24 protein-coding genes are annotated in these 24,773 nt (G+C 73.0%); 15 read left to right on the top strand and 9 right to left on the bottom strand.

The window, feature by feature from the left end; all coding sequences use genetic code 11:
- Positions 1–129: 129 nt before the first annotated feature.
- Genes IEY73_RS04840 through IEY73_RS04830 form a run of 3 tightly spaced genes read right to left on the bottom strand, consistent with a single transcriptional unit; the run spans position 130 to position 1,809 of the window.
- A complete protein-coding gene (locus IEY73_RS04840; protein WP_189077734.1) occupies positions 130–465 on the bottom strand; it encodes a YbaB/EbfC family nucleoid-associated protein in 336 nt (111 codons plus the stop codon).
- Between the two features lie 13 nt (positions 466–478).
- Positions 479–1,444: a hypothetical protein gene (locus IEY73_RS04835; protein WP_189077733.1), complete on the bottom strand. Its 966-nt coding sequence runs from the start codon at positions 1,442–1,444 to the stop codon at positions 479–481.
- 11 nt (positions 1,445–1,455) lie between these two features.
- The gene (locus tag IEY73_RS04830) at positions 1,456–1,809 is read right to left on the bottom strand and encodes a hypothetical protein (RefSeq protein ID WP_189077732.1); all 354 of its coding nucleotides are present in this window, start codon (positions 1,807–1,809) and stop codon (positions 1,456–1,458) included.
- A 181-nt stretch (positions 1,810–1,990) separates the two neighbouring features.
- On the opposite strand from IEY73_RS04830, the gene eccCa reads away from it, so the two are divergent.
- The 5 genes from eccCa (at position 1,991) to IEY73_RS04805 (ending at position 8,533) form a co-directional block, all read left to right on the top strand.
- Positions 1,991–5,974 (top strand): type VII secretion protein EccCa, encoded by a 3,984-nt coding sequence (gene eccCa / locus IEY73_RS04825; protein WP_189077731.1) that lies wholly within the window; start codon positions 1,991–1,993, stop codon positions 5,972–5,974.
- Positions 5,975–6,124: 150 nt separating this feature from the next.
- Positions 6,125–6,472 (top strand): WXG100 family type VII secretion target, encoded by a 348-nt coding sequence (locus IEY73_RS04820; RefSeq protein WP_189077730.1) that lies wholly within the window; start codon positions 6,125–6,127, stop codon positions 6,470–6,472.
- Positions 6,473–6,503: 31 nt separating this feature from the next.
- The gene (locus IEY73_RS04815; RefSeq protein ID WP_189077729.1) at positions 6,504–6,806 is read left to right on the top strand and encodes a WXG100 family type VII secretion target; all 303 of its coding nucleotides are present in this window, start codon (positions 6,504–6,506) and stop codon (positions 6,804–6,806) included.
- 87 nt (positions 6,807–6,893) lie between these two features.
- Complete coding sequence (locus IEY73_RS04810) at positions 6,894–7,268, top strand: hypothetical protein (RefSeq protein WP_189077728.1); 375 nt, start codon at positions 6,894–6,896, stop codon at positions 7,266–7,268.
- Between the two features lie 11 nt (positions 7,269–7,279).
- Positions 7,280–8,533: a WXG100 family type VII secretion target gene (locus tag IEY73_RS04805; RefSeq protein ID WP_189077727.1), complete on the top strand. Its 1,254-nt coding sequence runs from the start codon at positions 7,280–7,282 to the stop codon at positions 8,531–8,533.
- Here IEY73_RS04805 and IEY73_RS04800 read toward each other — a convergent pair.
- On the bottom strand, positions 8,499–9,371 hold the full coding sequence (locus IEY73_RS04800) for a sensor histidine kinase (RefSeq protein WP_189077726.1): 873 nt from the start codon (positions 9,369–9,371) through the stop codon (positions 8,499–8,501). The genes IEY73_RS04805 and IEY73_RS04800 overlap by 35 nt on opposite strands.
- A 199-nt stretch (positions 9,372–9,570) precedes the next feature.
- Between IEY73_RS04800 and IEY73_RS04795 the strand changes: the two genes are divergently transcribed.
- The 5 genes from IEY73_RS04795 to IEY73_RS04775 are packed head-to-tail and all read left to right on the top strand — an operon-like array spanning position 9,571 to position 13,039.
- Positions 9,571–10,299: a hypothetical protein gene (locus IEY73_RS04795; protein WP_189077725.1), complete on the top strand. Its 729-nt coding sequence runs from the start codon at positions 9,571–9,573 to the stop codon at positions 10,297–10,299.
- Positions 10,300–10,332: 33 nt separating this feature from the next.
- Positions 10,333–10,905 (top strand): DUF6529 family protein, encoded by a 573-nt coding sequence (locus IEY73_RS04790; protein ID WP_189077724.1) that lies wholly within the window; start codon positions 10,333–10,335, stop codon positions 10,903–10,905.
- 24 nt (positions 10,906–10,929) lie between these two features.
- Entirely contained in the window at positions 10,930–11,376 is a 447-nt protein-coding gene (locus IEY73_RS04785; RefSeq protein ID WP_189077723.1) for a Rieske (2Fe-2S) protein, read from the top strand.
- Positions 11,377–11,426: 50 nt separating this feature from the next.
- The gene (locus IEY73_RS04780; protein ID WP_189077722.1) at positions 11,427–12,041 is read left to right on the top strand and encodes an RNA polymerase sigma factor; all 615 of its coding nucleotides are present in this window, start codon (positions 11,427–11,429) and stop codon (positions 12,039–12,041) included.
- A complete protein-coding gene (locus IEY73_RS04775) occupies positions 12,038–13,039 on the top strand; it encodes an anti-sigma factor (protein ID WP_189077721.1) in 1,002 nt (333 codons plus the stop codon). Before IEY73_RS04780 ends, IEY73_RS04775 begins: the two co-directional genes overlap by 4 nt.
- Here IEY73_RS04775 and IEY73_RS04770 read toward each other — a convergent pair.
- Genes IEY73_RS04770 through IEY73_RS04750 form a run of 5 tightly spaced genes read right to left on the bottom strand, consistent with a single transcriptional unit; the run spans position 13,020 to position 17,785 of the window.
- Positions 13,020–13,616, bottom strand: coding sequence for a hypothetical protein (locus IEY73_RS04770; RefSeq protein ID WP_189077720.1), 597 nt, complete (start codon positions 13,614–13,616; stop codon positions 13,020–13,022). The two genes, IEY73_RS04775 and IEY73_RS04770, sit on opposite strands and share 20 nt — an antisense overlap.
- A gap of 1 nt (position 13,617) precedes the next feature.
- A complete protein-coding gene (locus tag IEY73_RS04765; RefSeq protein ID WP_189077719.1) occupies positions 13,618–14,451 on the bottom strand; it encodes a carbohydrate ABC transporter permease in 834 nt (277 codons plus the stop codon).
- On the bottom strand, positions 14,451–15,431 hold the full coding sequence (locus IEY73_RS04760) for a carbohydrate ABC transporter permease (protein WP_373292740.1): 981 nt from the start codon (positions 15,429–15,431) through the stop codon (positions 14,451–14,453). Before IEY73_RS04760 ends, IEY73_RS04765 begins: the two co-directional genes overlap by 1 nt.
- Positions 15,428–16,732 carry an ABC transporter substrate-binding protein gene (locus IEY73_RS04755; RefSeq protein ID WP_373292739.1) on the bottom strand — a complete coding sequence of 435 codons (1,305 nt, stop codon included), beginning with the start codon at positions 16,730–16,732 and terminating at the stop codon, positions 15,428–15,430. Before IEY73_RS04755 ends, IEY73_RS04760 begins: the two co-directional genes overlap by 4 nt.
- A gap of 33 nt (positions 16,733–16,765) precedes the next feature.
- On the bottom strand, positions 16,766–17,785 hold the full coding sequence (locus tag IEY73_RS04750) for a LacI family DNA-binding transcriptional regulator (RefSeq protein WP_189077717.1): 1,020 nt from the start codon (positions 17,783–17,785) through the stop codon (positions 16,766–16,768).
- A 252-nt stretch (positions 17,786–18,037) separates the two neighbouring features.
- Between IEY73_RS04750 and IEY73_RS04745 the strand changes: the two genes are divergently transcribed.
- Genes IEY73_RS04745 through IEY73_RS04725 form a run of 5 tightly spaced genes read left to right on the top strand, consistent with a single transcriptional unit; the run spans position 18,038 to position 24,766 of the window.
- Positions 18,038–19,378, top strand: coding sequence for a Gfo/Idh/MocA family protein (locus IEY73_RS04745; RefSeq protein ID WP_189077716.1), 1,341 nt, complete (start codon positions 18,038–18,040; stop codon positions 19,376–19,378).
- A 3-nt stretch (positions 19,379–19,381) separates the two neighbouring features.
- On the top strand, positions 19,382–20,803 hold the full coding sequence (gene uxaC, locus IEY73_RS04740) for a glucuronate isomerase (RefSeq protein WP_189077715.1): 1,422 nt from the start codon (positions 19,382–19,384) through the stop codon (positions 20,801–20,803).
- On the top strand, positions 20,800–22,086 hold the full coding sequence (locus tag IEY73_RS04735; protein WP_189077714.1) for an enolase C-terminal domain-like protein: 1,287 nt from the start codon (positions 20,800–20,802) through the stop codon (positions 22,084–22,086). The genes uxaC and IEY73_RS04735 overlap by 4 nt, the downstream gene beginning before the upstream one ends.
- Entirely contained in the window at positions 22,077–23,570 is a 1,494-nt protein-coding gene (locus tag IEY73_RS04730; RefSeq protein WP_189077713.1) for a mannitol dehydrogenase family protein, read from the top strand. The genes IEY73_RS04735 and IEY73_RS04730 overlap by 10 nt, the downstream gene beginning before the upstream one ends.
- Positions 23,567–24,766, top strand: a complete 1,200-nt coding sequence (locus IEY73_RS04725) for a Gfo/Idh/MocA family protein (protein ID WP_189077712.1) — start codon at positions 23,567–23,569, stop codon at positions 24,764–24,766. Before IEY73_RS04730 ends, IEY73_RS04725 begins: the two co-directional genes overlap by 4 nt.
- Positions 24,767–24,773: the final 7 nt, after the last annotated feature.

Genomic DNA, 24,773 nt, shown 5'->3' with positions numbered 1-24,773 from the left:
GAGCGGGTGGCGGCAGCGGCGGCACCGCCCGGCGCGGCGCGGCGGCGACTCCCCGCGGGCCCGGCGCCGGACGGCGCGGGTCCAGCGCGTCCCGGGACGCGCCCGCGATGTCAACGGCGGTCATCGGGATCAGCCGCCCGCGGTCGTGCCGAGCACCGGGCCGAACACCGCACGGCTCGCCTCTTGGAGCCGGTCGAGGCCGTCGTTGACGGCCTCCAGCACCAGCGAGCCGAGCGTCTCGGTGTCGTAGCGCCGGGTCGCGTCCGGGTCGATGCTGACCTCGGTGAACCGGCCGGTGCCGGCCAGGCGTACCACCACCTCGCCGTCACCGGCGAAACCGGTGATCTCCCGGCCCTGCAGTTCCTCCTGCAGCGCGGCGACCTGAGCCGTCTCGGCATGCACCCGGTCGAGCAGCGCGTCCAACGTCGACTCCAGCTCCGCGACCTCGGGATGTGTGTGTTCCATGTCGATTCCTCTCTTACCTCGACGGGCAACTGTCCCAGCCGGTCAGGCCGTATCCGTCCGCCTCCGGGACCGAGCCGGGCAACCGCTCGGAGCCGGGCGACGCGACGGAACCCATGGCGCCCGGCGTCAAGACCGAACCCGTGGCGCCGGACGCCGCCGAACCGGACCCCGCGGAACCGAACGCCGGAACGGCGCCGGTCGCGGACGTCGACGGATCTCGGCCGAGCCACGAGTCCAGGGCGGTCGGCTGCGTGCCGGACGCGCCGTTGCCGGCCAACGCCTGCAGGGCGGTCGGCTGCGTGCCGGACGCGCCGTTGCCGGCCAACGCCTGCAGGGCGGTCGGCTGTGCGCCGGACACGCCGTTGCCGGCCAACGCCTGCAGGGCGGTCGGCTGGGTGGCCGGTGTGGCCTGCGGCGTGTCGTTGCTGAGCAGCGACTGCAGTTCATGGGCGATCGTCACCAAGGTGGTGATGATGGTGGCGATGCGGGCCAGCCCGATGGCGTCCAGCGCCGCCTTGACCGTGCTCACAAAGGATGCGAGCCCGGAGGTGGCGCTGACGGCCAGCGCGGTCGCGGCCGCCCGGGTGTAGATGTTCGACAGCAGGGCCGCCACGGTCGGGTTGACCGCGCCGACCACCGCGCGGTAGCCGTTCTGCACCATCCGGACGGCGACCACCACTGCCTGGATCTCGGCCTCCAGCGCCTGCACCGCCGTGGTGACCTTCTGGAAGATCTCGATGGTCTTCGCCACCTTGCCGTGGGCGGCGGCCGACGCCGATCCGGTGGACCAGGCGCGGTGCAGGTCGTCACCGGCGCGGTCGATGCTCTGCACCGTCCGGGCCAGGGTGGCCACCCGGGACACCAGGTCGGTGACGTAGCGCTGGATCTGATCCGGTTCGGTCGTGACGATCCAGGGCAGCACCGTCGCGCTGGGGCCACTGCCGCCCGCGGCGGCGTCCATGGCCGAGGAGTTGGGCACGGCGTACATGCTCAGCCCCCGATGCTGCGCGACAGCACGCCGCGCTCGTCGTCGGCGACCCGGCTCATCTGCGCCCAGACGGCGGCGATCCGCTGGTCGTCGGCGTGATAGCCCTGGGCGCTGGCCTGCACCCGGCGGTTGATCTCGCGCAACACCGTGCTGAGCGCCTTGAGGGTCAGTGCGAGCTGGTTCTGCGCGCTCGCGCTGGAGGCCGCGGCGGTGCTGCCGACCTGCCCGTAGCAGCCGCTGGGAATCATCAGCCGACCCAGGTCCATCGTCGACCCGTCGAAGTCCGAGAACAGACGCTCCAACTGACCGGCGACGCGCACGACGTCGCTGACGGATATCTCGAAACCGGCGCCCATGTCGTCCTCCTCGGTCGTCGCTGTGCCGGTACGCCAGTCACGCTACGAAGCTCGCCAGGGGGCCGGACACGGCGGAAATGCCCACCCCCGGCCCCGCGAAATGCCCTGCATCCACGGCCGCCCGGAGCGCGAGGGTGAACCGGTAGGAGTCCGGCCACTCTCTCCGGCAAGGAGCGTTCCCATGCCCGCCGACCGTTCCGGCACGTCCACGCCGAGGCCGCCGCAGGAGATCGTCCTGCAGGCGCCGCCCGCCATTCCGCGCGGTGGCGCGGGTCAGTCCCAGCAGCTCATGTTCATGCTCCCGATGATGCTCGGCATGGGCGCCATGGCATTCGTCTATATCGGACGGTCGAGCGGCGCGGGCACCATCGTGTTCGGTGGGCTGTTCGTGATCGTCCTGGTCGGCATGCTCGTCATGGGGGTGTCGCGGGGCGGCGCGGCCCGCAAGGCACAGATCAACGACGAGCGCCGGGACTATCTGCGCTACCTCGCCGGTCTGCGGGAGACGGTCCGCCAGGGCGCACGTCTGCAGCGCGAGACGATGACGGCGACGCTGCCGGCGCCGGCCGAGCTGTGGTCCCTTGCCGGGACGCCCGCGATGTGGCGGCGGCGCGGCGCGGACGCCGATTTCGGGCGGGTGCGCATCGGGCTCGGCGCGCAACGGTCGGCGACCGCCCTGCGCGCACCGCAGACCGCCCCGCTGGAAGACCTCGACCCGGTCTCCGCGACCTCGCTGCGGCACTTCATCCGGGCGTACGCGGCGGTGGACGGGCTGCCCGTGGCGGTGTCCCTGCGAGCCTTCACCCGCGTGTCGATCGGCGGCGACCCGTCGACCGCCCGCGACCTCGCCCGCGCCATGGTGGCCCAGCTCGCCGCGCTGCACCCGCCGCAGGAGATGCGGATCGCGGTCTGCGCCGACCGGCGGCTCGAAGCCGACTGGGGCTGGGTGAAATGGCTCCCGCACGCCGGCCATCCGGACCGGGCCGACGCCGCCGGCCCGGCACGCCTGTTCGGCCACCGCCCCGGTGATCTGGAACCGCTGCTGGCCGGGCTGACCCAGGACCGGCCACGCTTCCAGGCCGGGGCGGGTGCGCCGGCCGGCCGGGCGCACCTGGTGATCGTGGTGGACGGCGGTCCCGGTGCGGCGTCCGCCTGGGCGGTGGCCGGCGAAGGGCTCGCCGGGGTCACCGTCGTCGCGGTCGGCGGCGAGCACGAACGCCGCGCCCCGGCCGTCCTGGATCTGGTGGTGGCCGACGACGGGCGGCTGGGCGCGCGGCGACGCGACGCGGTGGCGCTCATCGGCACGCCGGACCGCCTGGACGCGGTCGCCGCGGAGGCGACCGCCCGGCAGTTCGCACCGTGGTTCCATCCGGCGCCGACGCACTCCGGGTCGCGGCACACCGGCCCGTCCGGGCTCGCCGACCTGCTCGAACTGGGCGATCCTCGGCAACTCGACACGGCACGATGCTGGCGTCCGCGTACGGCGCGGGAACGTCTGCGCATTCCGCTGGGCACCGACGCGGACGGCGTACCGGTGGAGATCGACCTGAAGGAGTCCGCCGAGGGCGGCATGGGCCCGCACGGCCTGGTGATCGGCGCGACCGGCTCGGGCAAGAGCGAGCTGCTGCGCACCCTGGTCACCGGCTTGGTGACCACGCATTCCTCGGAGACGCTCAACCTGGCCCTGATCGACTTCAAGGGCGGCGCGACCTTCACCGGCATGGCCGGCCTGCCGCACACCTGCGCGGTCATCACCAACCTGGCTGCCGAGCTGACCCTTGTCGATCGCATGGGCGACGCGTTGCGGGGGGAGATGATCCGCCGTCAGGAGTTGCTGCGCGAGGCCGGCAACTACGCCTCGGTGCGCGACTACGAGCAGGCCCGATCGGCCGGGGCGGATCTGCGCCCGTTGCCGTCGCTGCTGGTGGTGATCGACGAGTTCAGCGAGCTGTTGTCGGCGCGTCCCGAGTTCACCGAACTGTTCGTGATGATCGGCCGGCTGGGCCGCAGCCTGGCGATCCATCTGCTGCTCGCCTCGCAGCGGTTGGAGGAGGGACGCCTGCGCGGTCTGGAGAGCCACCTGAGCTATCGGATCGGCTTGCGGACGTTCTCCGCGGCGGAGAGCCGGACGGTGCTCGGCGTGCCGGACGCGTACCACCTGCCGGCCGAGCCCGGCGTCGGCTACCTCAAACAGGACACCACCACGATGGTGCAGTTCAAGGCGGCGTACGTGTCCGGTCCGGTGCGCACCGCGCCGGTGTCCGGCGGTGCCCGGCCGGGACACCGGCGCCCGCCGGATCCGGTGCCGTTCACGGTGACGGCGATCGCGGACCGCGGCGCGACCGCGGGCGGCGCGACTACGGCCGAGCCCGAGGCACCGGCGGTGCGACCGGCACCGCCACCGGCGGCGACCACCGGTCCGTCCACCATGGAGGTCCTGCTGGATCGACTCACCGGCCGGGGCCCGGCCGCGCACCGCATCTGGTTGCCTCCGCTGCACGAGCCGCCCGCCCTGGACGATCTGCTGCCGCCGCTGTCGGCCGACGCGGACCGCGGGCTCTGCGCGGGCGGATTCGCCGGCAACGGGTGCCTGACCGTGCCGCTCGGCTGGGTGGACAAGCCGTTCGAGCAGCGCCGTGACGTGCTGTGGGCGGACCTGTCCGGCGCCGCGGGGCACGCCGTCGTGGTGGGTGCGCCGCAGAGCGGCAAGAGCACCTTGCTGCGCAGCCTGACCGGCGCGCTGGCGCTCACCCACACCCCCCGCGAGGCGCAGTTCTTCCTGCTGGACTTCGGCGGCGGCACGCTGTCCACGCTCTCCGGGCTGCCGCACGTCAGCGGGCTGGGCAGCCGACGCGATCCGCAGCGGTGCCGGCGCATCGTGGCCGAGGTGACCGCCTTGCTCGCCGAGCGGGAGGTGGCCTTCCCGGAGCACGGCATCGACTCCATCGCGGCTTTCCGCCGCCATCGGCCGCCGACCGCCGACGGACGCGAGTTCGGTGATGTCTTCCTGGTCGTCGACGGATGGATGACATTGCGCCAGGAGTTCGAGGAACTCGAGGAGGCGGTGACCGGCCTGGCGGCGCGGGGTTTGGGATTCGGCATTCACCTCCTGCTGTCGGTGAACCGCTGGATGGAACTGCGGCCCGCCATGCGGGACATGATCGGCACTCAGTTCGAGCTGCGTCTGGGCGACCCGTCCGACTCGGCGGTCGACCGGCGCGCCGCGGCCGGCGTCCCGGATTCCCCCGGCCGCGGCATCACCCGGGACAAGTTGCACTTCCTCACCGCGCTGCCGGTGCTGGGCCACGGGCCGGACGACGCCGACGCCGGTGCCGACGTCGCGTCCGGCGCGACGCGGCTGTCTCAGCGGGTCCGCGAAGCATGGCCGGGCGAGCCCGCCCCACCGGTGCGGCTGCTGCCGCGCCTGGTGCCGGCAGGCGACATGCCGGTGCCGGAGGGGGACCACCGGGTGCCGTTCGGGTTGGCCGAATCCGACCTCAAGCCGGTCTTCGTGGACTTCGACGCCGAACCGCACCTGCTGGTGTTCGGCGACACCGAGGCGGGCAAGTCCGGCCTGCTGCGGCTGCTGGCCCGCGGGATCGCCGACCGGTACACCCCCGCCGAGGCCGCGATTCTGGTGGCCGACTTCCGGCGCAGCCTGCTCGACGTGGTCACCGGCGACCATCTGCTGGGGTACGCGGGCTCCGAGCCGACCTTGACCGCTCTGATGGGCGATGTGGTCACCGGAATGCGGGCGCGCCTGCCCGGCCCGGACGTGACCGCCGACCAGTTGCGCCGCCGAAGCTGGTGGACCGGACCGGAGCTGTTCCTGGTGATCGACGACTACGACCTGGTGGCCGCGCAGGGCGGCAACCCGGTGGCCGCCCTGCTCGACCTGCTGCCGCAGGCGCGCGACATCGGTCTGCATCTGGTGCTGGCCCGCCGCACCGGCGGCGCGGGGCGGGCGATGTACGAGCCGGTGATGCAACGCCTGCGTGAGCTCGGATCGCCGGGTGTGCTGCTGTCCGGCGCCGCCGAGGAAGGCGCGCTGCTGGGCGGCGTCAAGCCGGCACCCCGGCCGCCGGGGCAGGGCCGGTACGTGGGCCGCCGGGACGGCGCACCGGTCGTCCAGGTCGCCTGGTCACCGCCGCCGGGCGAGGACTGACGCGCCCCCGGCGACCGGGTCGCACAGAAGGGGTAGAAGTGCCGTGCTGGCACGGCTTCCCGATTCCTAGGCTGAAAAGCACAAGGACCGCCGACAACCCGAAACATCCACCCGGCAGGTCCGTCCACATCAGAGAAGGGAGGATCCGTCATGGCCGGTACGGGCTATCAGAGCGATGCCGCGGCGATGTCGCGAGCCATCACCGGGTTCAACGAGTCCGCCGCGGACGCGCGTTCCTCGATGAGCGCGCTGGAGAACGAGCTCACGAGCGTGCTGAGCCGGTACGCCGGCGCGCAGGCGCAGGCGTTCTGGCAGTTGCACGCCCGGCTCCAGGAGGACATGCAGAAGGCCGGACAGGAGCTGGACACCATGTCCCAGCTCGTGCACGACAGCGCGACCAACTACGACACCGGCGACACGGACGTCGCCTCGTCCCTGACCAGCCTCGTCGGACAGGCCGGCAACAGCGCGGTGCTGGGCCGGCTCTCCGGGGCGTGACCGCCCCCCTTCGCACAGAAAGGCTTCTGACATGCCCGCCGATGTGATCAATGTCGACTTCGCCGCGCTGCGGTCCGCCGCGGACTCCCTGTCGGTCAAGGCCAAGGCCCTGGACGCCAACATGGAGGGCCTGGTGCAGTCGCTGATGCCGATCAAGGAGACCTGGTACGCCTCGGGAAGCTCCGCCGGTCAGGCCGCGGAACAGTCCGAGTCGCGGCTGCGCGCGGCGATCGCCGACGTGACGTCGATCATCGCCTTGTTCTCCGCGAAGGTCAGCGAGGCGCACGACACGCAGATGGCGCTGGAGAACAAGAACACCAGCTATTTCTCCTGAGCCGCCGCTGTGCGGCCGGCGGTGCTTCTCCGGCGGATCGTCCGCCGGAGACGGCATCGCCGCCGCCGTTTCTCCGGGAGGCAGAACATGAACGTCGAGGGAAACGCCGGGTCGTACGAGGTGCGACCGGGCGACGTGGAGGCGCTGGCCGACGAACTGGCCGCGCAGCGCGAGGCGGTGCGGCTGCCCGCGGACCGGATCGCCGCTCTCGGCGCACATCCGCTTGAGCTGGGTGCGTTCGCCGAGGCGTACGCGCTGCGCGACGCGCATGCCGCAGCGGTGCAGCGCATGGGCCAGCTCACGTACGCGGTGGCGGTGGCCATCGGGTTCGCCGAGGAGGTCGCCCGTGCGGTTGCCGCCGGTTACGCGGAGGCGGACGAGGCGGCGGCGCAGGCGTACCGGTCGCTGGCGAACCGGGCTGCGGGCACGGTCTACACGTCCCGCCGAGGCGGACTGGAGTGACGATGCAAGCCGTGCCCGAGCGTCCGGAGATCTGGACCGACTTCTCCCGCTACCCGCACGCCGAACTCATTCGTGCCCTGTCGGCGAGCAACCCGAACGCGGTGACCGCCGCCGGGGACGTGTGGGCCGATGTGGCCGCCGCGCTGCACGAACGCGCGGACGACGTGGCCGACCGGACGACGGAACTGCGCCGGACCTGGTCCGGTGTCGCCGCCGACCGTTTCCAGGTGATGGCCGGCGACCTGCTGACCGGCATCCGGCGGGTGGCGGACGCCGCGCAGGAGATGCGCGACCTCGCGTACGCCGCCGGGGAGGCCCTGTACGCGGCGTGGACCGCGATGCCCGCGGTGTCCGGTGAGGCGGCGCGCCGCCAGGCGATCCTGGTGATGGCCGAGCTCGCGGAGCGATACCTGGTGCTGGCGGCGCAGTTCCACGAGGCGATGTCGCAGTTGCTGCCCGGCGCCGCCGACCCGGCGACCGCCGGGGCACCGGGACGCGACGGGGTTCCCGCCGGAACGCTACCGCCGGCCAAGCTGGTCTTCGGCAGCCCGAGCGGGCCGGGGGGTTCGAGCGCCGGCCGCGGTGGCCCGGATCCGTTGTTCGGACGGATGCTGCCCGCCGGGCTGGCCACCGCCGCCGTACTGGGCCGGCGTTTCGTGCCGAGCCTGTTGACGCCGCGCCGCCAGGCGGACGGCTACTCCCCCGCTCACCCACCGGCAGATCCGCAAACCCCGGTACCGCCGGACGCCACGGTCGGTCCGGCGGATCCGGACATCGACGACCCGGACATCGACGACCAGCAGATCGGCGACCAGCAGATCGGCGATCTGGCCGGGTCCGGCCCGCCACCCGGCGGGCTGCCCGGTCCGGACGCCGACGCCGCGGAGCTCGACGAGCTGAGCGCGGGCGGCGGCCTCGACCCGCTCCCCGGCGGGGGCGGATCGCTCGGCGGCGCGGACTTGGGTTCGCTCTCCGGTGGCGGTCTGGGACCGCTGCCCGATGCCCCGGACATCGGCGGCACGGCCACCGCGGGGGGCGTCACCGCCGCGGCCGGTGTCGGTGCCGCCGCCGGGGCCGGGGCCGGGGCGGCCTCCGCACGGCCGATGATGCCCATGATGCCGATGATGCCGATGGGCATGGGCGGCGAGGGCGGCGGCGGCCGCAGACTCCCGCCGTGGCTGGTGGAGACCGAGGACGTGTGGGGCGAGAGCGCGGCGATGACCGCCCCGGTCATCGGCGAGGACGCCGACGCAGGCGGGTGGTGATGACGGTGGACGGCGCCCAGAGCCGCACCCGGGTTCCCCGCCCGGGACGGGACTCGATCTCCGCCGATCCGCCCGCCTCGCGCAGGCGCGCGGAGATCGACTCCCGCGTGCCGAATCCCGGGACGGTACGGCGCGGGTCGAAGCCGCGCCCGTCGTCGCGCACGACCACCTGGACGCCGACGCCGGCGGCGGTCACCCGCACCACGATCCGGCGCGCCGCGGCGTGCTTCACCGCGTTGCCGAGTGCCTCCCGGACGGCGTCGCGCAGCGCCTCGCGCGACGCGGCGGCGAGCCGCGGAAGGTCGGCGTCGGCCAGCAGCTCCACCGGCGGAGCCGCATCGGGCAGGCCGGCGATCACCTCCGCCAGCGTCGGTGTCACCCCGGACCCGGCGTGGCGGTCCCCGGCCAGCTCGGCCAGGCTGCGACGCAGCAGCGACGCCTCCCGGCGGGCGGCATCGCGCAGCCGGGCCAGCTCCGCACCGGCACCCGCCGGGTCGGCGTCCGACGCCTTGGCCATCGCCTCCAGGGTCTGCAGCACCGTGTCGTGCGACATGCGCAGGTATCGGGTCCGCTCGGCGGCGCGCCCGGCGCGGTAGGCGGCCGGTGCCACCGCCGCGACGGCGGGCAGGACCGCCGTGAGGACGAGCCACCACATCGGGCGGACCAGCCCGGCAGCGCTCAGCCCCGCGGTGAGCAGGGTGGCGGGGATCAGGGCCGCCAGGGCGAACAGGGCGGGCCGGGCCGGCACCCGCGGGCGGGCGCGCCCACCCGGCGGAGCGAGCCGCACGGCCGTGTCCACCGTGAAGCCGGATCGATAAGGGTTCATGGTCACCGACATGATCGCCTCCCCGCGTCGCCGTGCCCGGACGTGGCCGCGGCGCGGCGCCCGGTGCTGCCGGTTCTCCGCACCGACACCGCGTTTCGGTTCTCCCGTGGAGCGAATCCGAGCCGGAGGAAAAAATTCGGCGCCGCCGCGAACCGAATGCGCTTCTCGCGCGGACCTGCTGGTGAGGACACCATCGCGACGGGAGGACGTCATGAAGCGCAACGGCCCGTTGATCACCCTGCTCGCCGGCATCGGCGTGGCGGCCGTGCTGTTCCTGCTGAGCATGCAGGCGACCGGGAACGGCGACGCGGCGCTGCAGCCGGCCGCCGATCCGCAGGTCTCCCTCTCGGCGCCACCGCGGGTGGCCGATCCGGTCCAGGCCGCGCCGCAGCGGTCCGCGACGTCCCCGGCCGCGCCGGCGACATCCGCCTCCTCCGCTGCGATCGACCGGGAGACGCTCGCCGCACCGGCGCCGGTGACCGCCACCTGGGCCGGGCATCTCAAGCCGGGCACCCTGGCCATCGCGGCGAAGGACGGCACGGCGATCGCCTACCTGTGCGACGGCAAGCGGGTCGAGGCGTGGCTCAAGGGCGTCGCGTCGGACGGCCGCCTGGCGCTGACCGGCAAGAAGGAAGCCCGGTTGGACGGCACCTACGACGAGGACGCCGGCAAGGCCAGCGGGACCGTGCGGGTCGGCGAGCGGACGTGGAAGTTCTCCATCACGAAGGTGAAGAAGCCGGGCGGCCTGTACCGCGCCGCCGCCAACGTGCGTGGCGCGAAGATCGTCGGCGGGTGGATCGTGCTGCGCGACGGCACGCAGGTCGGACTGGCCACCGTGAACGGCACACTGAAGCGCCCGTCCGCTCTTGACCTGACGACCGGAACCGCGACCATCGATGGCATCCAGGTAACCGCGGCGCCCGCCGACGGCAGCCGATGATGTCCCGCCGTACGCCCACCCGTGGGAGGTTCCATGCAGGCCGCCGGACAGGCAGACCATCCGTCCTCCCGCTCCCCCGGCACGCGCACGCTGCTGGTGCCGGTCGCCGTCGGTGGCGCCGCCGCGATCACCATCGGGGTCTACGGCAGCCTGCACACGCCGACCGGCGTGGGTGTCAGCCTGGCCGGATTCTCCAGCCCGGTGACCGTCAAGGTGTGGCTGGCTTCGGCCTCCGGCATGCTCGCGCTGGTGCAACTGGCGTCGGCGCTGGTGATGTACGGGCGGGTTCCCGGGCTGACCGCGCCCCGCTGGACCGCCGGGCTGCACCGCTGGTCCGGACGAGCGGCCTTCCTGCTGGCGGTGCCGGTGGCCGTGCATTGCCTGTACGCCCTCGGCGCGTCCTATCAGGACCCGCGGACGCTGCTTCACTCACTGGCCGGTTGCCTGTTCTTCGGCGCGTTCACCACGAAGATGCTGATCCTGCGCGCACCGGCCGCGCCGGGTTGGGCGCTGCCGCTGGCCGGTGGACTGGTGTTCGTCACGCTGGCCGGTCTCTGGCTCACCGCCTCGCTCTGGTTCTTCATCACCGTCGGCCCGCAGATCTGACCTCCCCGACCGCAGGAGCAGCCCATGCCACCCCCTCCGTTCACCACCGAGCCCGGCACGCACCCCTGCGGCCGTTCGTCGCGCCGACGGCTTCTCGGCGCCGCGGCGCTCGGCGCGTCACTCACCGGCTGCCAGGTCTATCGGGAGCCCGGCACCGCCCCGGCGGACGGCTCTCCGGAGCCGGTCACCGTCCTGGCCCGGATGCCGGACGTTCCGGTCGGCGGCGGCCTGATCGTGGCGAGTTCCTCGGTGGTGGTCACCAGGCCGTCGGCGGAGCGTGTGCTGGCCTTCTCGGCGGTGTGCACGCATGCCGGGTGCGCGGTCAGCGAGGTGGCCGACGGCACCATCAACTGCCCCTGTCACGGCAGCCGCTTCGCGGTCGCCGACGGTTCGGTGGTGTCCGGGCCTGCGCGGCGGCCCCTGCCGTCGTTACCGGTCACTGTCGCGAACGAGACGATTCGGCTCGCCTGAGCGTTGCGGGTGGCCCGGGAGAACATCGACCACCTACGATCAGGGCCACGATGGACGACACGCAGTTGGCCACCCGGTTCGCCGAGGGCGGCGAGGAGGGCTTCACGGCCGTCTACACCGCCTTCCGGGGTCCGGTGTTCGGCATGGCGATCAACATCCTCACCGACCCCGGTCTGGCCGAGGAGGCGACCCAGCAGACCTTCGTGGGCCTGTGGCGCGGTCGCGGGCGATACGATCCGGGCCGCAGCCTTGCGGCATGGGTGTTCGGCATCGCCCGCAAGACCGCCATCGACTTCTATCGGCGCGAGCGGCGGGTGCCGGTGCCCGCCACGGACCGATCGCCGGAGACCACCGTCGAGGCCATGTCGGCGGAGCGGCTGTGGGAGGTCTGGGAGGTGCGCCGGGCCGTGGAGCATCTGCCGCCGGACGAGGCCGCGATCGTGCGCCTGGCGCACTACTACCAGATGACCCACAGCGAGATCGCGGAATATCTCGGCGTGCCGGTGGGCACGGTGAAGTCGCGGTCGCATCGCGCGCATCGACGGCTGGCCGAGTCCCTCGGTCACCTGCTCGACGAGCCGTCGCACGACGGCCCGGCAGGGCCCCCGGGAGGAGGCCCCGACGGCGGGGCGAACGACGAGGTGGCGGCCGGAGGGCATCGATGAACGACGACGTGGAGCGCCGCGCACGGGCGCTGGAAGGAGCGCTGAGCCGGGTGGTGGCCCTGGCGGCCGACGGCGACGCGCCCCGGCCCGGAGAGACCCGGCCCGAGGAGACCCAGCCCGAGGAGACCCAGCCCGAGGTCGTGCGGCCCGGGGAGACCCAGCCCGGGGAGACCCAACCGGAGACGGTGCGGCCGGAGGGGGTGCGGCCGGAGGCGGTGCGGGCCGGCGAGGTCGGGCCGGCGCACGAGCGGGCCGTCCTGGCCCGGATGAGCGCGACGCTGGCGCACCCCGGCACCTGGCAGCAGGCGCCCGCATCGCTGCCCGCGTCGCTGCTCGCGGAGATTCGCGCGGCCGCCGGCACGGCGAGCACCGAGCCGCTGACGGCTCCCGCGGCCGACGCCGGCCCGGAAGCCGACGCCGACCTGCAGGCCGATGCGGGCCCGGCAGCCGGCGCAGACCCGCCGGCCGGGACGATCCCGGGTTCGCCGGCGCCGCCTCCGGATCGCGAGACGGCCGCCATCAAGCCGACGCGGCCCGCGCGGAACCGGTGGTGGCTGCCCGCCCATTGGTCGTTCCCGCGTCCCGGGCTCGGCATCGCCGCGGCCCTGGCCGCGGTGGTGCTGGTGGCCGTGCTGGTCGGCAACTACCTGGTCCAGCCGTCCGACCCGGGACGCCTGGTCGCCACGGTCCAACTGACCGGCACCAGCGTGGCTCCGGGCGCACACGCTCGGGTGCAGGGCTTCGAACGGGACGCCGGGTGGCGGTTGGTGGTGAACGCCGACGGCTTGGCCCCGGCCCCGGCGGGCAAGTACTACCAGGGCTGGGCGGTGCGCGGCGACGAGTACGTGCCGCTGGGCACCTTCCACATGCACCAGCCCGGGCAGGTGGAGCTCTGGTCCGGGGTGCCACTGAAGAAATTCAACCGCATCGAGGTGACCGAGCAGCGGGTGGGCGGCGGCAACGCCCCCGGCGTCCTGGTCATGGTCGGGCAGATGTGAGACTGCCGTGGTGCCGTCGGCGCCGGCAGATCACATGCAACGCGAACAGGGTGTAGCCGGCCAGCACCGGGACCAGCACCGGATGCACCAGCACCGCGAGGCCGGCCGCCAGCAGGATCACCCCGGCGCAGGCCGCCGGGGCGGACGGCCGCATCCGGGCCGCGCGCACCGCGGTCGCCACGGCACGACGCACCGGGCCGCCGTTCGCCGCCGTCACCACCGCCAGCCCGCCCACCCCGAGCAGCGCGAACGCCACCGCGGCGGTGACCGCGATCAGCGGAACGCCGCCGGGCACCCGGCCGTCCCCCAACGCCCGCAGGTCCGCCACGATCAGCCCGGCCACCGCGACGGTGACCACGGCCGCCGCCAGCGCCGGCCAGAAGGCGCGCCGGAACGCGTCGCCACACGCGCGTGGCGACGGCCATCGGTCATGGTCGAGGCGGTGGCGCACGGCGGCACTGCCCGCGACCGTCACCGCGGGCGCGGTCACCACCGGCAGCGCGGCGAGCACCAGCAGGAAGCCGAGCACGGCCAGTTCGGTCGCGGTACGCACGGTGTCGTGCCAGCGAGGCGTCATCTCAGCCCTTCAGGCCGCTGGTGTTGATGCCCTCCACCAGCATCCGCTGGAAGGCCACGAAGAACAGGAACACCGGCACCAGCGACAGCAGTGACATGGCGAACATCGGGCCGACGGCGGTCTCACTGGTGGAGTCGATGAACAGGGTCAGCGCCACCGGCACCGTGTACTGGTTCAGGTCGGACAGGTAGACGAGCTGGCGGAAGAAGTCGTTCCAGGTCCAGATGAACGAGAAGATGGCGGTGGTGACGAGCGCCGGGCGGCTCAGCGGCAGGACCACGTAGCGGAAGACGGTCCAGGCGGACGCGCCGTCGATGGTGGCGGCTTCGTCCAGCTCGCGGGGGATGCTCCGCATGAACTGGACCATCAGGAAGACGAAGAACGCCTCGGTCGCCAGGAAATGCGGCACCAGCAGGGGCAGGTACGGCCAGGATCCACCGATCCAGCCGAGCGACCGGAACAGGATGTACTGCGGGACGATCAGCACGTGGCCGGGCAGCAGCAGGGTGGCGATCATGACGGCGAACCACACCGACCGCAGACGGAAACGCAGCCGGCCGAGGGCGTACGCGGCGAGCACACACGACGCGACGTTGCCGACCACGGTGAGCCCCGCGACCAGGACGCTGTTGGCGAAGAACCGGCCGAAGCCGACGTCGAACTTGTGCCAGCCCTGGGTGAAGTTGCCGGGCGTGACGTGCTCCGGAAGCAGCCCGATGTTGCTCACGATCTCGCCGGGTGACTTGAATGCGGTGCCCACCATCCACACCAGCGGATAGAGCACCACGGCCAGCACCAGGATCAGCAGCAGGGGGCGGAGGAGCCGGCCACGCATCAGTGCTCCTCGGCGTCGGAGTAGTGCACCCAGAAGCGCCCGGTGCGGAACAGCACCACGGTGATCAGGCCGACCGCGACCAGGAACACCCAGGCCATCGCGGAGGCGTATCCCATGTCCAGCCGGACGAAACCGTTGATGTAGAGGTTCAGGGTGTACATCAGGGTGGAGTCGACCGGGCCGCCGGTGCCGTTGCTGAGCACGAAGGCCGAGGTGAATCCCTGGAATCCGTGGATGGTTTCGAGCACCAGGTTGAAGAAGATGACCGGGGACAGCATCGGCAGGGTGACGTGCCAGAACCGCCGCACCGCCCCGGCACCGTCCACCGAGGACGCCTCGTAGAGCTCGGTGGGCACCTGTTTGAGGCCGGCCAGGAAGATCACCATCGGCGCACCGAACTGCCAGATCGCCAGCAGCATCAGCGTCTCCAGCGCCCAGCGCGGATCGTTGACCCACGGGGCGCCCTGGATGCCGAACAGGGCGAGCAGCGAGTTGAACGCGCCGTCGCGGTTGAACATGCTCACCCACACGATGGCCAGCGCGACGCTGCCGCCCAGCAGAGACGGCAGGTAGAACAGGCCGCGGAACACGCCGACGCCGCGGAACGTCCGGTTGAGCAGGACCGCGACCCCGAGCGCGACCGCGAGCTTGAGCGGGACGGCGACCAGCGCGAAGGTGAGGGTGACCCGGACCGCGTGCCAGTACGACGGGTCGGCGGTGACCATGCGCCGGTAGTTGTCCCAGCCCACCCAGTGCACCTCGCGCAGCGGGGTGAGCACGTCGTAGTCGGTGAAGCTGAGATACAGCGAGAGCAGCATCGGCACCGCGGTGATCAGCAGGAAGCCGACCAGCCAGGGGCTGAGGAACAGATATCCGGGAAGGTTCTGCCGGTGGCGCCCGCCGGGGCCCGGCCGCGGTGCGGCCGGGCCCCGGCGGGCGATCGCGGGACGTTCGGCGGTCGGCGCCGCGGCCACGGTCAGCCCTGCCCCACGGCGGATTTCGCCGCCGCGAAGTACATCGCCGCGGCCTGGGCCGGCTGCTGCCGGCCGTACTGGACCTCCTCGGCGGCCTTGAGGAGTTCCTTTTTCACGTCGCTGTGCCCGGCCGGGGGCACCGACGGCGCCGGGCCGAACTTGTCCGCCAGGTCGTCCTCCACCCGGATGGACTGCTTCATGGCCGGGTCGTCGACGGCATCGGCGAGTTTCCGGCGTACCTCCATGTTGGACGGCAGCCCGCGGTCGGTGCCCAGCACCTGGGCGACGTCGGGGTCGTTGACCAGGAAGTTGATCACGTCGACCGCCTCGTCGCGATGCGGGCTGCCGCGAAACACCGACAGGTACATCGATGCGCGGGCCCACTGACCGCTGGGATCGCCCGGGTAGGCCACCACGCCCAGTTCGTCGTCGGTGTTCTTCTTCAGCTCGGGCATCTGGTTGGCCCACACCCAGGAGGTGGCCGCCTTGCCCGTGACCACGAGCTGCTTGCTGATGTCGGTGACGTTGCCCTCGTGGATGACGTCCGGCGGCGGGGTGGCACCGCGGTCCCGGGCGCCTTTCCACAGCTCGAACCAGCGGGTCACGTCCTGCTCGGTGAAGCCGAGTTGCTTACCCTTGTAGAGGTCCTTGCCCTGCTGTCGCAGCCAGACCCAGAACGCCTTGTAGTCGGCGCTCGGGTCCTGGGTGCCGGGCACCTTGGCGGTCTTGCTGACCCGCTCCGCCCAGGCGATGTGATCCTCCCAGCCCATCCCGGTGGTGGGCGCGGGCAGCCCGTGCCGGTCCAGCAGGGTCTTGTCGAAGACGAGACCCTGAGTGTTCTCACCCATGGCGACGCCCGCCAGTTCCCCGTCCACCACGCCGTACTGGTAGAGGCTTTCCGGGAACTTGCTGACGTCGAGTTCGCCGTCCGAGCGGTACGGGTTGAGGTCCAGCGTGACGTTGCGGGTCGCGTACTCGGCCAGATAGTTGTCGTCGATCTGGAACAGGTCGGGTGCGTTGCCGCCCGCGGTCAGCGTGGCCAGCTTGTCGAAATACCCCTGGTTGGCCTGCCAGGTCTTCTTGAAGGTGACATTGGGGTGGCGCTCGGTGTAGAGCGCCAGCGCCTTCTCCGTCAGTGATGCGCGTTCCTCGGCGCCCCACCAGAAGACGGACAGCTCCACCGCCTTGCCGGAGCCGGAGCCGTCATCGTCGCCGCCGTCGCCGCAGGCCGCGACTGACGCAAGCACGGGCAGGGCCAGCGCCGCGGCCAGCACGCGACGCCGGGTGGCGTGGGTTTTGCGGTGCAACACACTCACTCCTCGAAGTGGGAGGGGACGGTCTCAGACGGTGCCGGCCGCGTCGCCGGGCTCCGCGGGACGGCGCGGGTTCGGCGCCGCGGTCGAGTCGCGGACGACGAGCTCGGTCTGCAGGTTCACGTGTGCGGTGGTGCGGCGGTCGTCGCCGTACGCGAGAAGCATGTCGACGGCCGCCCGGCCGGCGGTGGCGGTGGGCATCGCCACCGTGGTGAGCTTGGGCCGGGTGAGACGGCTGAGGGTGATGTCGTCGATGCCGACGACGCTGATGTCCTCCGGGGTCCGCACACCGGCGGCGTGCAGGCCCTCCATCAGGCCGATGGCCATCAGGTCGTTGTAGGCCAGCACGGCGGTGGCCGGGCCGTGGGCGATCTGTTCGGCGACGGACAGCCCGCCCTCCTCGGTGGGCAGGTTCGGGCCGACGATGGAGAGCTCGCACCGTGCGGTGCGGGCCGCCGCCGTGGCGGCACGCCGGATCTCCCGGCTGGTCCAGGAGCCGCGCGGCCCGCTGACCAGCGCGAGACGACGGTGTCCCAGGCCGGCGAGATGCTCGACCGCGCGACGCGCGCCGTACGCGACATCCATCACCACCGCGGGCAGGCCGCCGACCTGACGGTTCACGATGACCAGCGGGACCTCGCGGCTGAGCTGCTCGATGAGGCTGTTGCTCATCCGCGGGCTGCACAGCAGCACGCCGTCGACCTGCTTGGCGAGGGCGCGCACCAGGTCCTCCTCGACCACCGCGTCCTCGTTGGTGTCGGCCACGAAGATGTGGTGGTCGTGCCGGCGAGCCTGGCTCTCGGCCGCCTTGACCAGCGGTGGGAAGAACGGGTTGGCGATGTCCGCGACGATCAGTCCGATGTTGAAGGTGCGGCCGGTGATGAGCGCCCGCGCGGCCCGGTTGGGCCGGTAGCCGAGCTGCTCGGCGCAGGCCTGCACCCGCGTCCGGGTCTCGACGTTGACCAGGTGCGGGGCGGAGAAGGTCCGCGACACGGTGGAGATGTGCACGCCGGACGCCTTGGCGACGTCACGGATCGTGGCCGGCATGCTCGGTGCCTCCTCGTCGGCTACCCCCGCAAGAAGTGGCGTGGGTCACGGTATCGGCCACCATTAATACAAGCGGTTGCATCAATGTCAACCACAATGTGTTGCCAAATGATTTCGACGCGGCTTCGATCAACCGCCCATAAGCGGACAAGACCGGGCGATAAGGCCCCTATTATTGACTGCCGTCTATCGCTTTGGTTAGCGTCGAAATGCAAACGTTTGTAGCCTCGGGATCGAGGGGACGGAAGGACCATGGCCGACACGGGCAGCGAGGGACGGCGACGCTACGCGATCGTCGGCACCGGGGCGCGCGCCGAGATGTTCGTCCGGGCGATCACCCGCGACCACTGCGGCACCGCCGAGTTGGTGGCCCTCTGCGACCGCAACCAGGCGCGCATGGACGCGCACAACCGCTGGCTCTGCGCGGACGCCCTGGCGCCGGTGCCCACCTACCGCTCGGCGTCACCGGCCGCGATGCTCGCCCGCGAACACGTCGACACGCTCGTGGTGACCAGCATGGACAGCGCGCACGCGGACCACATCGTGGCGGGCCTGGACGCGGGCTGTGACGTGATCACCGAGAAGCCGATGACGGTGGACGGCGACGGCTGCCGCGCCATCCTGGACGCCGAGAAACGCACCGGCCGCGAGGTTCGGGTGGCGTTCAACTACCGGTTCAACCCGGTCCACGAGAAGGTGCGGGAGCTGCTGGCCGCCGGCGCCGTCGGGGAGATCGGCTCGGTGCACTTCGAATGGCTGCTGGACGTGCGGCACGGCGCCGACTACTTCCGGCGCTGGCACCGCGAGCGGGCCGGCTCCGGGGGCCTTCTGGTGCACAAGGCCGGGCACCACTTCGACCTGGTCAACTGGTGGCTGGGCGCCCGGCCCGAGCGAGTGTCCGCGCAGGGACGGCTGTTCTTCTACGGCGACGCCGGCACCCGGCATGGTTACGCTCGCGACTACCAGCGGGCACACGGCAGCCCGCAGGCCGCGGACGATCCGTTCGCGCTGTCCCTGGCGGGCAACCACCGGCTGCGCGAGCTCTACCTCGACGCCGAGGCGGAGGACGGCTATCTGCGCGACCGCAACGTCTTCGCGCCCGGCGTGACCATCGAGGACGACATGGCGGTGCTGGTGCGCTACCACACCGGCGCGACGATGACGTACCACCTCACCGCGTACGCGCCGTGGGAGGGCTACCGGCTGATGGTCAACGGCAGCCGGGGGCGGCTGGAGTTGGAGGTGGTGGAGAGTGACCACGTCGAGCCCGGCCAGGCCGCCTCACTCAAGGGCGCGGCGGTGCACGGGATGACCGCATCGTCCGAGCGCGGCCGGGTCCGGCTGACCCTGCATCCCTTCTGGGCTGCGCCCCGCGAGGTGCCCCTGCCGGAACGCCCCGGGGACGGGCACGGCGGGGCCGACGCGCGGATGACCGCCGTGCTGATGGGCGCGGCCACCGACCCGATGAACCGCTCGGCGACCGCCCGCGACGGGGCGCTGGCCCTGCTGACCGGTCTCGCCGCGAACGAATCGATGCGGACCGGCGACGCCGTGCACGTGTCCGACCTGCTGGACCTGACCCGAACGGAGTGAGGCGTGCCCGACCTATCGTTTGCCCTGGCCGACTCGGACCGCGCGTTGGCGCGGGACCTGCACGCGCAGGTGGCCGAGCTGCCGCTGATCTGCCCGCACGGGCATGTGGATCCGCGGCTGCTCGCCGACGACGTGCCGTTCGCCGACCCGGCCCGGCTGCTGGTGGTGCCCGACCACTACGTCACCCGGATGCTGCTCAGCCAGGGCATCCCGCCGGGCATGCTGGGCGTGCCGGCTCGCGGCGGCGCCGCCGTGGAGACCGACGGGCGCACCATCTGGAGACGGCTCGCGCAGAACTGGCACCTGTTCCGCGGCACACCGTCCCGGCTGTGGCTGGAACGGACGTTCACCGGCGTGTTCGGCGTCGACACCCCACTGCGCGCGGAGACCGCCGACGAGGTGTACGACGCGATCGCCGCCCGCCTGGCCGAGCCCGGATTCCGCCCGCGGGCACTGTTCGAGCGCTTCGGCATCGAGGTGCTGGCCACCACCGAGTCGCCGCTGGACGACCTCGCCGCGCACGCCAAGCTGGCCGCCGACGGCTGGGGCGGTCCCGGCGCTCGGGTGATCACCACATTCCGGCCGGACGAGGTGGTGGACATGGAGTTCGGCGGGTGGCCGGACGCGGTGGCCCGGCTCGGCGCGATCGCCGGGGAGGACACCACCCGCTACGGCGGCTACCTGGACGCGCTGCGCCGCCGCCGGGAGGCGTTCGTCGCGGCCGGCGCCACGTCGGCGGACCACGGACACCCCACCGCCCGCACCGCGGCGCTGAGCCGGGCCGAGGCCGCCGAGCTGTACGAGCGTGGCCTGCGTGGCGAAGCGGACGCGACGGACGCGGAGACGTTCCGCGCGCACATGCTCATGGAGTTCGCCCGAATGTCCATCGAGGACGGTCTGGTGATGCAGTTGCACCCCGGATCGGTGCGCAACCACAACCGGTGGCTGCACACCACGCACGGCCGTGACACCGGCGGCGACATCCCGCAGGCCACCGACTATGTGCACGCGCTGGCCCCGCTGCTGGACGCGCACGGCAACGATCCACGGCTGCGGCTGGTCGTCTACACGCTGGACGAGTACACCTACACCCGGGAGCTGGCCCCGCTGGCCGGCGGCTACGCCGCGATGTACCTCGGCGCGCCGTGGTGGTTCCTGGACACCCCGGGCGGGCTGCGCCGGTTCCGGGAGGCGGTCACCGACACCGCGGGCTTCTACAACACCGCCGGCTTCGTGGACGACACCCGCGCCTTCTGCTCCATCCCGGTGCGTCACGACGTCGCCCGCCGGGTCGACGCGGCGTACCTGGCCACCCTGGTCGGCCAGGGCCGGATGTCGCCCGACGAGGCCGCCGAGACCATCGCCGACCTCGCCTACCACCTGCCCAGGCGGGTGTTCCGGCTGGACCGCGGGGCGAGCGCGTGACCACCATCGTCGCGGTGCAGGTGCACGACGTACGGTTCCCGACCGCCGCGACCGGGGACGGCTCGGACGCGATCAACCGCGGGGACTACTCGGCCACCTACGTCGAGTTGCGCACCGACGGGCCGCACACCGGCACCGGCTTCACCTTCACCAACGGTCGCGGCAACGAGCTGACCTGCGCCGCGGTGCGGGCGCTCGCGGTGCACGTGACCGGCCGCACGATGGCCGAACTGGCCGCCGACCCGGTGGGATTCTCCCGCTCGCTCACCGCCGATCCGCAACTGCGCTGGCTGGGCCCGGAGAAGGGCGTGCTGCACATGGCGACCGGCGCGCTCATCAACGCGGTGTGGGATCTGCGCGCGAAACTAGCCGGCCTGCCGCTGTGGCGCCTGCTCGCCGAGATGCCGACCGAGGAACTGGTCGCCTGCGTCGACTTCCGGCACATCGGCGACGCCCTCACCCCGGCGGACGCGGCGGCCGTCCTGGACAAGGGACTGATCGGCATGCCGGAACGCCGGGCGCGGCTGGAACGCGACGGCCTGCCGTCGTACACCACCAGCGTCGGCTGGCTGGGCTACCCGGACGCCAAGGTCACCGCGTTGACCCGGGCCGCGTACGCGGCCGGCTGGCGGGCGATGAAGATGAAGGTGGGCGGCGACATTGAGGACGACGTCCGCCGGGCCCACCTGATCCGCGCCGAGATCGGGCCGGACGCGTTGCTGATGATGGACGCCAACCAGGTGTGGGACGTCGACGAGGCGATCGCCTGCATGCGTCGGCTGGCCGGTGCCGCGCCGTACTGGATCGAGGAGCCCACCCACCCGGACGACGTGCTCGGGCATGCCCGCATCCAGGCGGCGGTGGCGCCGATCCGGGTGGCCACCGGTGAGGTCGCCGCCAACCGGGTCGTCTTCAAGCAACTCCTCCAGGCCGGCGCGATCGGCGTCATGCAGGTCGACGCGTGCCGGGTCGCCGGGGTCCCGGAGGTGCTCGCGGAACTGCTGATGGCGGCCAAGTTCGGGGTGCCGGTGTGCCCGCACGCCGGCGGCGTCGGACTCTGCGAACTGGTGCAGCACCTGGCCGCCTTCGACATGCTGCGGGTGGGCGCCTCCACCGACGGCCGCCTCGTCGAATACGTCGACCACCTGCATCAGCACTTCACCGACCCGGTGCGCACCCGGGGTGGCCGCTATCTGCTGCCGCGCTCACCCGGCTACAGCAGCACCCTGCGGCACGCCTCGGTGGCCGAGTTCGCCTTTCCGGACGGGCCGGCATGGCGGTGACCGCGGCCGGGCTGCTCGGCCGCGCCGGGCTGGCGCGCCTGCCGGAACGCAGCCGCCCGCTCGTGCCCCCGGGCTCGCTGCGCACCGGCATCGTCCACCTCGGACTCGGTGCGTTTCACCGCGCGCACCAGGCGGTCTACACCGAGGAGGCGATCGCCGGCGCGGGCGGCGACTGGGGCATCGCCGCGGTGGCGCCCCGCTCCACCGGCGTGCTGTCCGCCCTGCGCGCCCAGGACGGGCTGTACAGCGTGACCTCGACCGGCGCGCACGGCGCGCACACCCGGGTGGTGGGGGTCTTCACGGACCTGCGGCACGCCGCCGCCGACCCGGATGCGGTGGTGGCGCTGATGGCCGACCCGGCGGTGCGCATCGTCACGCTGACCGTGACCGAGAAGGGCTACCGGCTCGACCCCGCCTCCGGGCGGCTGATCCTGGACGACGACCTGCGCGCCGACCTGACCGGTGAGCGGCCGCCGGTCACCGTGCCGGGCCTGCTGGTGCGTGCGCTGAGCGCCCGGTGCCGCGCCGACGCCGGCCCGCTGGCCCTGGTGAGCTGCGACAATCTGCCCGCGAACGGGCGCCGGCTGCGACGCCTGACCGAACAGGCGATGCAGCGGCTCGGACCGGGCGGACCGGCCGGCCTGGCCGGGTGGGTGGCCGACAACGTCGCCTTCCCGGGCACGATGGTGGATCGCATCGTGCCCGCCGCCTCGCCGGACAGCCTCGCCGCCGCCGAATCCGCCCTCGGCGTGCGCGACCTAGCCGCGGTGACCGCCGAGCCGTACCGGCAATGGGTGATCGAGGACCACTTCCCCGGCGGCCGGCCCGCCTGGGAGCGGGCCGGCGCGGTGCTGACCGCAGACGCCGGGCCGTGGGAGCGGCTGAAGCTGCGCACCCTCAACGGCGTGCACTCGGCGATCGCCTACCTGGGTGCGGTCGGCGGGCAGCCCACCGTGGCCGCGGCGCTGCGGATGCCGGGCCTGCACGAGGCGATGCGGCGGCTGGTCGCCGAGGACGTGGCGGCGAGCCTGCAACCGCCGCCGGGGGTGACGGTGGTGGAGTACGGGGAGTCGGTGCTCGACCGGTTCGCGAACCCGGCGATCGCCCATCGCACCGTGCAGGTGGCGCAGGACGGCTCGCAGAAACTGCCGCAACGGTTGCTGCACACCGTCGCGGACCGGCGGGCCGCGGGTGCGGCACCGAGGTGGGCGGCGCTGGCGGTCGCCGCCTGGATGCGTTTCGTGCAGGGCCGGGCGGACGACGGCACCGACCTGCCGCTGGACGATCCGCTGGCCGCTGCGATCCGGCAGCGTCTGGCGTCCGCGCCGGGGAACCCGGCCGGCGTGGTGCACGCGCTGCTCGGTCTGCGCGCGGTCTTCCCGGCGGAGCTGGCCGCCGACGAGGTGTTCCGGGACCTGCTGACCGCATGGCTGACCGCGCTGGACCGGCACGGCGTCGCGGCGACCCTGTCCGGCGCCCGATGAGCACCCCTGCCCGCGTGGTGCTGATCGGCGCGAACGGGCACGGCCGCACGCACCGGGCGACCATCGCGGCCGGGCAGGCCGCGGGCATCTTGACGCTGACCGGGGTGGCCGAACCGCAGCCGCTGCACCCCGATCCGCCGCTGCCGTCCGGGGTGCCGGTCTTCCACGACCATCGCGAGCTGCTGGCCGCCACCGCACCGGAGGTGGCGGTGATCTGCACCCCGCCGCACACCCACCTGGCGATCGCCACCGACGCGCTGGCCGCCGGATGCGACCTGCTGCTGGAGAAACCGCCGGTGGTCACGCTCGCCGAACACGTGCGGCTGCTCGCTGCGGTACGCCGGTCGGGGCGTGCCTGCCAGGTGGGCTTCCAGGCGCTCGGCTCGGCCGCGCTGACCCGGCTGCTCGCCGCGGTGTCGCGGGGCGAACTGGGCACCGTCACCGGGCTCGCCACGCTCGCGTCGTGGCGGCGCGAGGACGCCTACTACGAGCGGGCGCCGTGGGCCGGGCGGCAGCGGGTCGCGGGCCGGCGCGGGCTGGACGGGGCGCTGGTCAATCCGCTGGCGCACGCGGTGATGCAGACCTTCGCGGTGGCGTCCGCGGCGGGCGCCGGCGAGCCGGCCCGCCTGGAGGCGGAACGATACCGGGTGCGGCCCATCGAGACCGACGACACCGCGTTCGCGCGGGTGACGTTCCGCAGCGGGCTGCGGATGACCGCGTCGGTGACGCTGGCCGGGGAGGATTTCCTACCCGGCGAGGTGATCGTCGCGGCCACCCGGGGCCGGGCGGTGCTGGAATATCCCACCGACCGGCTGGCCCTGCCCGCGGACCCGCGGATGCGGGAGGTGCCGGGCCGGGTGGACCTGCTGACCAATCTGATCGCACACCGGCGTTCCCCTGCCGACGTGCCGTTGCTGGCGCCGCTGGCACGCACCGCCGGTTTCACCGCGTTCGCCGAGGCGCTCACCGATCCGGACGGTCCACGGCCGTCCATGCTGGACGGTGACCTGGTGACGTCGGCCGGGGAACCGCCCCAGCGGGTGCGGGTGATCCGGGGCATCAACGCCCTGCTGCGCCGCACGGCGGACACCGGCGCGCTGCCGTCGGAGCTGGGCGTCGCCTGGGCCACGCGCCCCCGGTCGACGGCGTTGCGGCAGCCGGCCGGCAACGCGCGCGGAGAGGCGGTGGCGAACTAGGATCCGG

It is taken from the genome of Mangrovihabitans endophyticus, from assembly GCF_014646155.1.
GTDB lineage: Bacteria > Actinomycetota > Actinomycetes > Mycobacteriales > Micromonosporaceae > Actinoplanes > Actinoplanes endophyticus.
Note: the sequence above shows the minus strand (reverse complement) of the source record. Positions and strands in the feature narration are given on the sequence as shown.